This is a genomic window from Marinobacter metalliresistant (assembly GCF_038098645.1).
Classification (GTDB): domain Bacteria; phylum Pseudomonadota; class Gammaproteobacteria; order Pseudomonadales; family Oleiphilaceae; genus Marinobacter; species Marinobacter metalliresistant.
The window spans coordinates 2,402,357-2,413,901 of the sequence record NZ_CP101118.1; the positions used below are offsets into that span (position 1 = coordinate 2,402,357).

The 11,545-nt window shown below is 58.6% G+C and carries 11 protein-coding genes; 5 read left to right on the forward strand and 6 right to left on the reverse strand.

The genetic code is table 11. The annotated features are described in order from the left end of the window. The first annotated feature begins 94 nt into the window (after positions 1–94). Positions 95–739, forward strand: a complete 645-nt coding sequence (gene yihA / locus NLK58_RS11285; protein WP_341580780.1) for a ribosome biogenesis GTP-binding protein YihA/YsxC — start codon at positions 95–97, stop codon at positions 737–739. A 188-nt stretch (positions 740–927) separates the two neighbouring features. Here yihA and NLK58_RS11290 read toward each other — a convergent pair whose 3' ends face one another. After that, on the reverse strand, positions 928–1,614 hold the full coding sequence (locus NLK58_RS11290; protein WP_117618637.1) for a TetR/AcrR family transcriptional regulator: 687 nt from the start codon (positions 1,612–1,614) through the stop codon (positions 928–930). A gap of 192 nt (positions 1,615–1,806) precedes the next feature. Here NLK58_RS11290 and NLK58_RS11295 point away from each other — a divergent pair, with 192 nt between their 5' ends. The 3 genes from NLK58_RS11295 (at position 1,807) to coaD (ending at position 4,498) form a co-directional block, all read left to right on the forward strand. Next, positions 1,807–3,252: a coniferyl aldehyde dehydrogenase gene (locus NLK58_RS11295; protein WP_117618638.1), complete on the forward strand. Its 1,446-nt coding sequence runs from the start codon at positions 1,807–1,809 to the stop codon at positions 3,250–3,252. A 36-nt stretch (positions 3,253–3,288) separates the two neighbouring features. Further along, positions 3,289–3,732, forward strand: a complete 444-nt coding sequence (locus NLK58_RS11300) for a GMC family oxidoreductase N-terminal domain-containing protein (RefSeq protein WP_341580781.1) — start codon at positions 3,289–3,291, stop codon at positions 3,730–3,732. Positions 3,733–4,015: 283 nt separating this feature from the next. Next, a complete protein-coding gene (coaD, locus tag NLK58_RS11305) occupies positions 4,016–4,498 on the forward strand; it encodes a pantetheine-phosphate adenylyltransferase (protein ID WP_117618639.1) in 483 nt (160 codons plus the stop codon). A 50-nt stretch (positions 4,499–4,548) separates the two neighbouring features. On the opposite strand, the gene NLK58_RS11310 is transcribed toward coaD, so the two are convergent. The 5 genes from NLK58_RS11310 to NLK58_RS11330 form a co-directional block, all read right to left on the reverse strand. Continuing rightward, positions 4,549–5,838: a DUF945 family protein gene (locus NLK58_RS11310; protein WP_341580782.1), complete on the reverse strand. Its 1,290-nt coding sequence runs from the start codon at positions 5,836–5,838 to the stop codon at positions 4,549–4,551. Positions 5,839–5,860: 22 nt separating this feature from the next. Continuing rightward, positions 5,861–8,002: a polyphosphate kinase 1 gene (gene ppk1 / locus NLK58_RS11315; protein WP_341580783.1), complete on the reverse strand. Its 2,142-nt coding sequence runs from the start codon at positions 8,000–8,002 to the stop codon at positions 5,861–5,863. A gap of 67 nt (positions 8,003–8,069) precedes the next feature. Then, positions 8,070–9,086: a porphobilinogen synthase gene (hemB, locus tag NLK58_RS11320; RefSeq protein ID WP_117618642.1), complete on the reverse strand. Its 1,017-nt coding sequence runs from the start codon at positions 9,084–9,086 to the stop codon at positions 8,070–8,072. Positions 9,087–9,227: 141 nt separating this feature from the next. Beyond that, positions 9,228–10,259 (reverse strand): lipase secretion chaperone, encoded by a 1,032-nt coding sequence (locus tag NLK58_RS11325; RefSeq protein WP_117620358.1) that lies wholly within the window; start codon positions 10,257–10,259, stop codon positions 9,228–9,230. Positions 10,260–10,417: 158 nt separating this feature from the next. Next, positions 10,418–10,639, reverse strand: coding sequence for a hypothetical protein (locus NLK58_RS11330; RefSeq protein WP_117620359.1), 222 nt, complete (start codon positions 10,637–10,639; stop codon positions 10,418–10,420). Between the two features lie 272 nt (positions 10,640–10,911). Between NLK58_RS11330 and NLK58_RS11335 the strand changes: the two genes are divergently transcribed. Beyond that, entirely contained in the window at positions 10,912–11,544 is a 633-nt protein-coding gene (locus NLK58_RS11335; protein WP_117618643.1) for a TetR/AcrR family transcriptional regulator, read from the forward strand. The last annotated feature ends 1 nt before the right edge of the window (position 11,545 follow it).

Sequence of the window (11,545 nt, forward strand, 5' to 3'; positions counted from 1 at the left end):
GCTGCCAGCGGTCACGCACAGCGCGCCGCCCGGAATTGGTGTAGCATTATACATTAATCCCTGATAACTGAAATGCAAAGGAAAGCCAACCACTGTGGACCCTGATCTGACTCAAAAAACCGTCTCTTTTAACAGCGCCCGTTTCCTGATCAGCGCCTCCCGTCTGGATGAGTGCCCACCGGATATCGGTGCGGAAGTCGCCTTCGCCGGCCGTTCCAACGCCGGCAAATCCAGCGCACTCAACGCCATTACAGTAAACGGCAAACTGGCGAGAACCAGCAAAACCCCTGGCCGCACCCGCCTGATCAACTTCTTCTCCCTCAACCGGGAGCAGTGCCGCCTGGTGGACCTGCCCGGGTATGGTTATGCCAAGGTCTCCAGAGACATGAAGGATGACTGGCAACAGCATCTGGGGCACTACCTGAACGACCGTCGCTGCCTGCGTGGGCTGGTTTTGGTGATGGACATCCGCCACCCGCTGACCGATTTTGACCAAATGATGGTGGAATGGTGCGAGCATAACAACCTTCCGCTGATGATTCTGGCCACCAAGGCCGACAAACTGAAGTTTGGCCAGGCCAAAACCAGCATGATGGGCATCGCCAAAAAGCTTTCAGGGTTTCAGTGTGTGGAACACCTGATCATGTTCTCGGCAACCTCAAAACGAGGCGTCGACGAATGCCAGGAGGCACTGACTGACTGGCTGGAAGATAATGGCACCGATGATGTAACGGCCTGAAACAGGACATAAAAAAACCGGCCTGCCAGAAAGCAGACCGGTGAAACGTCAGGGTTTGCGACGTGCTAAAACCTGAGATCGCACTCAGGAGACGCAAGGAATGTCCGAATTCCCAACGTCTTTTTCTTTGAGTATGGTATTCGACAAAAGTTCCAGGCCAGATCATTTTTTGACCAGACCTCCGGGTTTCACTTACACAGTGCCTCGTCCACACCCAGATCATCCCTGTCGTGAAGTGCCGGCCGGTATTTCTCCCTCAGCGCCATCACCCGGTCCCGGTAGGCCGGGGTCAGGTAAGGAATCTCGAGGGTCAGCACCTGGTAGATACCCTGTTTGAGTTCAGTGAGCGTCAGGCTGGCCGACTCCTCCTCCGCATGGGCCGTTTTCAGGAATGCCATCCAGTTAGTGATCACCAGCCACACGTTCAGGGACATGGCCGACCGCAGATCTTCTTCCTGAGGCTCAATGATTCCGGCCTCTGCCAGCTTTTCGAAGATCCGACTGATCGACACCAGACATCGATTGGTAAACTCCCGGTAGTCCTTTCGCAGGCGCTGATCGCTATCCAGCAAGTACTCCAGGTCCCGGTGAAAAAACCGGTAACTCCAGAGGCCGTCGAAAACCGACTCCAGGTAGAAAGTCATATCCTCGAGCGTCATGGCCCGGTCTTCCGGAATATCCAGATAGAAATCCACCAGCTTTTCGTATTCCAGGAAGATCTCGTAAATGATGTCCGACTTGTTGCGGAAGTGGTAATAAAGGTTGCCCGGCGAAATAGCCAGGTGCGCAGCAATATGGTTGGTGGTGATATTGCGCTCACCTCGCTCGTTGAACAGCTCCAGGCTGGAGAGCAGTATCTTGTCTCTTGTCTTCATAGGCCCGTCGGCGTTTGTTGTTGTGCAGCTCACAGATGGCCCGATTCGCCACCTGCCTTCGCTTGACTCACTAGAGTATATACTCTAATAATAGCTCCAGACGCAAATCGCACAATTTTTCGCCAATCGTGCAATGCCAGGAATAACCGGCTGCCGACTGATTCAGGGCGGCACCACAGAGGAGAGATCATCATGGGAGCCACTGTCGTTCAGCTCACCGAGAGCAAGAAACAGATCCAGCACACCCACCGGGTGTTCGAGGAGCAGAAAAAGGCGTTCCGCAACAATCCCATGCCTTCCCTGACCGAACGTCAGGAGAACCTGAAACGCCTCAAGCGGGTACTGCTGAGCAACCAGGACCGTTTGTTGGACGCCATCGACCGCGACTTCAGCTGCCGCTCAAAGGACGAATCACTCATCGCCGAGGTCATGCCCTCCATTCAGGGCATCAATTACACCCTGAAGCACCTCAGTGGCTGGATGAAACCCTCCAAACGACACGTATCCGTGCTGTTCCAACCGGCCAGCAACAAGGTTCACTACCAGCCAAAAGGGGTTGTCGGTGTGATCGTGCCCTGGAACTATCCACTGTATCTGGCTGTGGGGCCTCTGGTCGCTTCCCTGGCAGCGGGCAATCGCACCATGATCAAGATGTCGGAATACACGCCGCACACCTCGGCGCTGTTCAGGGAGCTGATTGAGGCCAGCCTCCCCGGGGACCTGGTTTCGGTTATCAATGGCGAGGCGGATGTGGCGGCGGACTTCTCGTCGCGTCCGTTTGATCACCTGCTGTTTACCGGCTCCACCACCGTGGGCAAGCTGGTCATGCGGGCGGCTGCGGAAAATCTGACCCCGGTCACCCTGGAGCTGGGTGGCAAATCGCCGGCTGTGGTGTCACCGGATGTGCCGATGGAAGATGCCGCCCAGCGCATTGCTTTCGGCAAGGCGTTCAACGCAGGGCAGACCTGCGTGGCGCCGGATTACGTGCTCTGCCCGGCAGACCGGGTTCAGGCCTTTGTCGATGAATTCCGGGCCCGCTTCTCGGAAATGTATCCGAGCCTGCGGGACAACGATGATTACACGGCCATCATCAATGAACGCCAGTACGATCGGCTGCAGGGCTACCTGGATGATGCCCGGGAAAAGGGTGCCGAGCTGTTGGAGGTCAATCCGGCCCGGGAAAACATGAAGGACGGTACCCGCAAGATTCCGCTGACGCTGGCTCTGAAAACCACGCCGGACATGAAACTAATGCAGGATGAGATTTTCGGCCCGATTCTGCCGGTGGTCAGTTACGGCAGCCTGGATGAAGCCATCCATTACATCAATGACCGGCCGCGGCCGCTGGCGCTGTATTTCTTCGGCTATGACAAGACCGAGCAGCAGCATGTTGTGGATAACACCCACTCGGGCGGCATGTGCATCAACGATTCGCTGATGCATGTGGCTCAGGATGATCTGCCGTTTGGTGGCGTCGGGGATTCCGGGATGGGCCATTACCATGGCCGCGAAGGCTTCCTGACCTTCTCCCATCACCGGGCCATTTTCACCAAGCAGAAGTTCAACAGCGGCAAGTTTGTTTATGCGCCCCATGGCACGGCGACACACAAGATGGTTTATAAGTTGTTTATCCGCTAAAACCTTAGTCTGCGTTCCTCGGGGCCGGCCGGCCGCTTGAGTGCGGTCGGCGCCCTGGACAACAACGCCCGGCTGTTCCACAGCCTGAGGGCCGACAAACTGGTGATGAACCAGGACCGGATCAGCCACCTCCAGGCTGCTGCCCTGGCCGCCGATGGGGTCACCCCAACCGGCGTGAACGTGACCCTCAGGGCCCGGCACTTCGTGGTCGCGGCGAGTGCCATCGGCTCGCCAGGTCTCTTGTTGAGGTCCTATATCCCGGATCCCCACCAGCGCATTGGCAAAGGTTCCTTCATCCACCCCGTTAACGCCACCGTCGCCCAGATGCCCCAGCAGGTGGACCCGTTCTACGGCGCGCCCCAATCCGTCTACTCGGACGAATTCAACTTCCGCAACGGCTTTGGCGAACACCACCACGTAAGAAATCTCAGCATCCACGACGCCTCGATCTTCCCCACCGGCACAGTAGATCAGCCTTAAGTCCGACAGGCTGCTGGCATTGCTGGCCAATGAGCGCCTAGTTTCCATCGGGGATGCCAGCACGGAGATCGACAGGTCGGCAGGAAGGGCTTATCCGGGAATGTGAGAAGCCAGGGATGGCTTCGCTCAAGCGCACATGGATGTGCTTGTAGCGTTTCCCGGATAAGCCCTTCCTGCCGGCCATACCCGCATAACCAACACGCACCTCCCAAAGCCCTGGAAGCCACCTACAGATGGCGAAAAATTCTGCTATCCTAGGCCCTTGCAAAGAAAGGAGCTGTGCATGCCTAAAGTCGTCTACCCGGGCACCTTCGACCCAATCACCAACGGCCACACCGACCTGATCGAACGGGCCGGCCGCATGTTTGACGAAATCGTCGTTGCCGTCGCCTACAACCCCAAGAAACAGCCGCTTCTGAACCTCGAAGAGCGCTGTGAACTGGTCCGCCGGGCAACCGCGCATCTCCCCAATGTCAGCGTCACCGGCTTCAGCAACCTGCTGGCGGACTTTGTCCGTGAGCAGGGCGCCACCGTGATCCTGCGCGGCCTGCGCGCCGTCTCCGATTTCGAGTATGAATTCCAGCTGGCAGACATGAACCGTCGGCTTGCCCCGGAGGTGGAAAGCGTATTCCTGACTCCCGCGAACCACCTGTCCTACATCTCCTCCACCCTGATCCGGGAAATCGCATCCCTGGGCGGCGATGTGTCTGAATTCGTCGATCCAGTGGTAGAGGCTGCCCTGAAACAGAAGTTTGAACGGGCCTGAGGGAACAAAAAAGCCCCGGCACCGGGGCTTTTTTGTTCCTGACCCACGATTCAGAGCAGCGGTGGTAATGGAATTTCCACGCCGTTCACATCAACCATCAGATCCTTAACCTGCGCATCCAGCACCAGCCTGTCGCCCTCCTGAACCAGTATACCCTGCTTGATCAGGGGCGCCAGCTGCAGCCGCAGCTCCGGATACGTCTCTGCCAGGGCCAGGGGCAGGCTCAGATTCATGTCGCCGGTCAGGCGCTGCATCACCATCAGCATCTCGGTTTTCTGATCCGCCGTCAGCTCCGGATGGGAAATCCGGGCGCTTCCCGTTACCGCGCCTTCCGGCGTTGTTATGTACAACTCCGGAAAACCCACGGAAAAGCCGGCCGCGGCCAAATCCCGTACGGCGGCATTCATCTGCTCCATGGCGGCCATCTGCTGGTCAAACCGGTCCTGATCGCCCGAAGCCTGAGTAACAGCCAGTGCCTGCATCGCCGACAGACTTTCTGTCAGGGTACTCCAGGCTGCCACATCCAGCCCCTCCAAGGCGAATACCAGCCGTTGGGGGCCATAAGCTTCCTCGGAAAGCGCAATATCGGCAACCTCGAAGGCCACACGCGAATCCAGTCGCCCACCATTGTTGACCGACTCACTGCTGCTCTGAACAGAGATGCCGTTCAGAGCAACCGGCTGCTCCTGATCGGGCGTGACAGACACCGATTCGACCACAACCTCTCCGGAGCCAGTCCAGACCTCACCGGAAAGGTGATTCATGGTTTGCTCCATCCGGAAGTCGCTGACACGGACATCCATCTCCGGGCCAGACAACCTCAGCGCGGGCCAGACCACCAGTGCCTCTGCACTGGAGCCCGCGTCACTGATTTCGATCCTCGCCAGCCCGCCGCTGGTGTCAAGGGACTCGCCTGTCCCGGCGTCAGTAACAGACATACCCGGCACTTCGAGCTCAAGGGTCGCGGTACCCCAGAGCCGAGTCTCCAGGGTCAGCCTGGGGTCTTCCACGGGAAACCAGTCCATACCCGGTGCGGACCAACCGTCGGCCGGCTCAAAGTTCATCAGGCTGCCTGTCACCCCATGGGTAACATCCGCCCGGAAAGCCACCCGATTGGACTCACCGGTTTCAGGATTCAACAGGCTGACTGAGCCGCTCAGCTCTGAACCGAGAATGCCCCGGCGATAATCTTCTGTCTCTAACTTCAGGAACGGCTGAGTACTGTTGACCTCTGCCGTTGCCCGCTGCCACTGCTGTTCGGTGACATAACCCACCACCCACGGCAGGCCACCGGCCACAACCAGCACTCCGGCGCCGGCAATCATCCATTTGGCATTCAAAATGCGCTCTCCGTCCGGGACATCAGTTTTTTCCAGTCAACCGTTCCAGCAACACCAGCTGGGACGCCAGGCGCTCCTCACCTTCGGCGGGCTGGTTCTGGATGTAACTGCCGTCCGATTGCAACACCCAGGACTGGCAGTTATCCGCCAGATAGGTATCCAGGTCTTCGCGAACACGGGCCGCCAGGGCCGGGTCGTCCAGGGGAAACGCGGTTTCCACGCGGCTCAGCAGGTTACGCTCCATACCATCCGCACTTGAGCAGTAAACATCGGGCCGGCCGTTGTTGCCGAAGTAATAGACCCGGGTGTGTTCGAGGAAGCGACCAATGATGGATCTTACCCGAATGTTATCGGAAAGGCCCGGTACCTCGGGGCGCAGACAACAGATGCCGCGGATGATCAGATCAATTTTCACGCCCGCCTGGGACGCCCGGTACAGGGCCTTGATCATCTGGATCTCGGTCAGGGCATTGAACTTGATGATAATCCGGCCCTTCTCGCCATAGCCGGCTTCCCGATCAATCAGGCTAAGCAAACGCGAGTGCAGGGTAAACGGGGAATGAAACAGCTTCTTGATCTTCAGGGCCTTGCCCATGCCTGTCAGCTGCTGAAACAGCTTGTTGACGTCATCGCTGATGGATTCATCACAGGTCATGAAGCTGTAATCGGTGTACAGGCGGGCGTTGCCAGCGTGATAGTTACCCGTGCCCAGGTGCACATAGCGCCGCAGTCGTCCTTCCTCCCGGCGAACAATCAGGATCATCTTGGCGTGGGTCTTATAGCCGACAACGCCATAGACCACGATCACCCCGGCTTCCTGAAGCCGGCTCGCCAGTTCAAGGTTCTCTGCCTCACTGAACCGGGCCCGCAACTCAATAACGGCGGTCACTTCCTTGCCGCGCCGGGCGGCATCGGCCAGCGCTTCGACAATTTCGGAATCCGCCCCGGTCCGGTAGAGAGTCTGGCGAATGGCCAGTACCTGGGGATCCTTGGCCGCCTGGCGCAGCAAATCCACCACCGGGCTGAAATTTTCATAGGGATGCAGAAGCAGTATCGGCTGCTTGCGGATGGCGTCAAACATCGAGTCCTTGCTTCGGATCTGCCTGGGAATCGATGGCGAGAAGCCGGAATAGGTCAGGTCCGGCCGATCCACCAGACCACCCACGGCCATCAGCCGAGTCAGGTTCACCGGGCCATGGACCTGGTACAGATCCCGTTCGGTGAGGCCAAACTCGGTCAGCAGGAACTGCACAAGTTCCTGCGGGCAGTTATCCGCCACCTCCAGGCGCACGCCATCACCAAAACGCCGGCTGAGCAGCTCCCCTCGCAGGGCCGAAGCCAGGTCTTCCAGGTCGTCCTCAAGCTCAAGGTCGGCGTTACGGGTGAGCCGGAACTGGTAGCAGCCTTTCACTTCCATGCCAGGGAACAGCTCGTCGGTATGGGCGTGGATCATGGAGGACAGGAACACCAGGTTTTCTCCGCCGTCGCATACATCATCCGGCAGTCGCACCAGGCGCGGCAGCGACCGGGGGGCCGGGACAATCGCCATACCGGTTTCACGGCCAAAAGCATCCTTGCCGTCCAGTTCCACGATAAAGTTCAGGCTCTTGTTGACCAGGCGCGGAAAGGGGTGCGAGGGGTCCAGCCCGATGGGGCTGACAACCGGCAGAATTTCCTCCTCAAAATAGTTACGAACCCATTCGGCCTGCTGCGGGGTCCACTCCCGGCGACGCACGAAATGGATGTTCTGCTGCTCCATTTCAGGAATGAGTACGTTATTGAGAATGTCATACTGTTCATGGATATAGTCATGGGCAACGCGGCTGATTTCCGCCAGTGCCTGGTCCGGCATCATGCCATCGGCGCCAATGGTCTCGCGGCCATACTTCATCTGCTGACGCAGGCCCGCGACACGAATCTCGAAAAATTCATCCATGTTGCTGCTGAAAATACAGCAGAAAATCAGACGATTGATCAGCGGGTGGGTAGTATCCAGAGCCTGTTTGAGCACCCGGTAGTTAAACTGGAGCTGGCTCAGCTCCCGGTTGAAGTAGTTTTCACTGGCGTCCAGGTTGACCTCTTCGCCCACCGGGGGAACTTCCACCGGCGCAGGCACACTCAGCTCACCACCCTTTGTCTGATTCTTGACCGTTTCCGCTGTCATGTTTCCTCGGTTTCAGTGTTGCTCACCGCCGCTGTGTTGCACGCCGGCGATTGGTTTGTATCGATTGTCAGCGTTGCCGGTCCCGCATCAGGCGGGCGGCACGCACGGCAAAATAGGTCAGGATCCCGTCGGCGCCAGCCCGACGCATCGACATCAGGCTTTCCATCATCACCGCCTCTTCATCCAGCCAGCCATTCTGTGCCGCCGCCATGTGCATGGCGTATTCACCGCTGACCTGGTACACAAATGTGGGCACCCGCAGTTCCGTTTTCACCCGGTACACAATATCCAGGTACGGCATACCGGGCTTGATCATCACCATGTCGGCACCTTCGGACAGATCCATCGCCACCTCGTGCAATGCCTCGTCGCTGTTGGCCGGATCCATCTGGTAAGTGGACTTGTTGCCTTTGCCGAGGTTGGCGGCCGAACCCACCGCGTCACGGAAAGGGCCGTAATAGCTGGATGCATACTTGGCAGAATAGGCCAGGATTCGGGTGTTCACATAGCCGGCATTTTCCAGCGCTTGCCGAATGGCGCCAACCCGGCCGTCCATCATGTCCGAGGGGGCGACCACATCGGCACCGGCATCGGCATGGGAAAGCGCCTGATTGACCAGCGCTTCGACGGTCACATCGTTGAGCACATAACCCTCGTTATCAATGATGCCGTCCTGGCCGTGGGTGGTAAACGGGTCCAGCGCCACATCGGTGATCACGCCCAACTCCGGCTGCGCTTTTTTCAGGGCCCTGACAGCCCGCTGGGCCAGGCCGTCAGAATCCCAGGCGCCGGAACCGGACAGGTTCTTTTTCTCCGCGGGCACCACCGGAAACAGGGCAACGGCAGGAATTCCCAGCTCTGCCAGCTCCGCTGCCTGATCGACCAGAAGATCGATACTCAGGCGCTCAACCCCCGGCATGGACGGCACCGGCTCACGCTGGCCCTCGCCTTCCAGCACGAACACCGGATAAATGAGGTTGCCCGGTGTCAGCTGGTTTTCCCGAACCAGCCGGCGGGAAAAATCGCTGGCCCGGTTGCGGCGCAGGCGGGCAGCGGGGAAAGCACGGGGAGTCGGAATCGGCACGGACAACCTCCTGAATGACTGAACAAAACGTCTGATGAATATTCCCGGCGCCGGTCCGGCGCCCTCTGCACCATCATACACGGCCAGCGCCGCCGGTTGCAGGCTCGCCCAGCAGGTTAATCCGATTTGATGACAGGGCGATTACCGGATGGAATCCAGCGCCTCGGCACGGATCCGTTCGGTTTCATTGAAGTGGCGGGCCCTGAGGCGATCCAGCGCCTCTTCCCGCTCCTGTGCCGCCAACCCGGACGACATCAGACGGTTCCGTTCCACGGAGTACACCTGCCAACGCTGGTCCCACTCCTGTTGTTCCTTTTCAAGCTGCGCCAGCCGGTCCGCCGCTTCCGCGCCGAACACCTCCTGCCGCCAGGCCTGCAGTGCCCGGGGATCGCCTGCCAGCTGCTGGCGCACCTGTTCATACTCGGCGAACTGACGGGTTTCTTCCCGGGCCTCGCGGAGCGGTTCCGGCAACGATGATTCGGCCTTGCGCAGGGCTTCGGCCTTCTCTTCAGCCGTCAAGCTCCCGTCCCGGGCAATTTGGCGTTTCTCCATCTGAAAACGGTCTACCGCTTCATCATCGGCGAAAAAGGCCTCTGCGGTAGCGGCATCCAGCCAGGTTCGGCGCAGGGCATGGACCTCAGACATCCGTCGCAGCGTCTCATCCAGGCCAAGGCCAGTCGCATCGCCATAGGCCTGCTCAAGTTCCGAAACGGCCAGCTTGTAATCGAGATAAGCGCCGAGGGTTGCCAGGGCCTGGGATCTCGCTGGTTCCTCAAGCGCCGCCAGGGCGGACTCGATACGGGCCACCAGCTGGTGCAGTGACTCCTCTCCCAGGGCGGAAAGAAAATACTCGAACATCTGGCGCAAATGCGGGGTGGGTATCAAATTGCCTAACCGGTCCGTTCTGGCCCATCCGCCCGGAACAGATGTACCTGCCAGGGAAGCCGGCAAGGTTTCCGGGACAGTAACTGCCGACGACCCGCCAACCAGCTTCGAGGGGGCATTCTGCCCGCCGGAAGCCCCTTGTTCCGCCACCACGACCGTTTGCCCACCCTGATTGAAAGAATTGGCGGGTGGGGTGGTTTCCTGTGAATCGGTGGTGAACAGCCAGAATGCGACAACAACTGCTATTATCACTGACAATGCAACGCAGAATCGGATAAGGGGTTTCATGGCCAAGGGCGGATCCGGAATCATCGGGTGACTGGCGCCTTGCCCCGGTTTAACAGGACAGGATGGTATCGGGCGAGGATAAACCAGGCTGGCAGGTCGTACCGAGACAGGGATCAAAAACAGAGCCGGGGCAGTGCCCCGGCTTGCCTGACCGGCGTTCAGAGGGAGCGGTTGTTGAACCCGACTTCCACCTTGCGCGGGCAATCAGAACGAAAGGTTGTATCGACTTCCTGTATCCTGCCGCCCTGGCTCAGGAAAGCATCAATGTCTGCCTGCAACTGTGCGCGAATCCGTGCACGGCCGGCAATGGAATGGTTGTCATCACTGTCGCTGGTCCAGCTTCCGGACTGCTCCAGGTTGCTTTCGTCGAATTCACTCATCATCTTTTCTCCATCAACGAAAACAGATGGTCGAGTGCTGCGACCCCGCAGGGAACCTCACTCCGTATCGACGAACGACCGCCTGCGGCCTCGTCTTGGCGTCTTTATAATCTGCTTTTTGTGACCACGCCATTGACCGGCAACGACTTTTTTGTAATTTTTTGTAACCATTAATAAGGCAATGAATTAAAAGGTTTAATTTATTATCTATCCAGAGCCTGAAGAATTGACACAAAGAATGAATGATGATTCACTACTTATAGGGAGCCGGAATGGCCTATCGGGAAACGGAGAAAATGCGCCAGCGTAAGGCCGAGGCGCGAAAGCGGATTGTGGAATGCACCTACCGGTGCGTTGCCGAGGGTGGTTTCCGAAGCGCGAGAGTTACCCGTATTGCTGACCTGGCGGGCGTCGCCACGGGAACCATCTACCGGCACTTCGAGTCAAGGGAAGACCTGTTTGCGGAAATATTCCGGCTGGCAACCCAGCGGGAAGTGGACAAGGTTGCCGAAGCACTGGCCACCACAGGAAACGCAGCCGAACGGCTTGAGCGGGCCCTGAGACAGTTCGCCGAACGGGCCCTGAAAGGCCCGATGATGGCTTGGTCACTGATTGCCGAGCCGGTGGATCCGAAAGTTGAAGAGGAGCGGCTGGCGTACCGTAAGGCCTACGCCAGCCTGTTTGAGAAAGCGATCCGGGAAGGCATCGCAGAAAAGTGCATACCGGATCAGGACGCACGCCAGAGCAGTACCTGCCTGGTCGGTGCCATTGCAGAAAGCCTGGTTGGCCCGCTGTCGCCAACCCAGACCAGCCAGACTGCCTGCGCAACAACTGACAACAACGACCCGCTGGTCGATTCCATCATCCGCTTCTGCATACAGGGATTGACCGGCACCAGGAGGTAGC

What these genes read in the sequence shown, in the direction of transcription:
- NLK58_RS11295 (WP_117618638.1), top strand. Translation starts at nt 1,807, where the DNA reads ATGGGAGCCACTGTCGTTCAGCTCACCGAGAGCAAGAAACAGATCCAG.
- coaD (WP_117618639.1), top strand. Translation starts at nt 4,016, where the DNA reads ATGCCTAAAGTCGTCTACCCGGGCACCTTCGACCCAATCACCAACGGC.
- NLK58_RS11335 (WP_117618643.1), top strand. Translation starts at nt 10,912, where the DNA reads ATGGCCTATCGGGAAACGGAGAAAATGCGCCAGCGTAAGGCCGAGGCG.
- NLK58_RS11325 (WP_117620358.1), bottom strand. Translation starts at nt 10,259, where the DNA reads ATGAAACCCCTTATCCGATTCTGCGTTGCATTGTCAGTGATAATAGCA.
- ppk1 (WP_341580783.1), bottom strand. Translation starts at nt 8,002, where the DNA reads ATGACAGCGGAAACGGTCAAGAATCAGACAAAGGGTGGTGAGCTGAGT.
- NLK58_RS11290 (WP_117618637.1), bottom strand. Translation starts at nt 1,614, where the DNA reads ATGAAGACAAGAGACAAGATACTGCTCTCCAGCCTGGAGCTGTTCAAC.
- NLK58_RS11330 (WP_117620359.1), bottom strand. Translation starts at nt 10,639, where the DNA reads ATGAGTGAATTCGACGAAAGCAACCTGGAGCAGTCCGGAAGCTGGACC.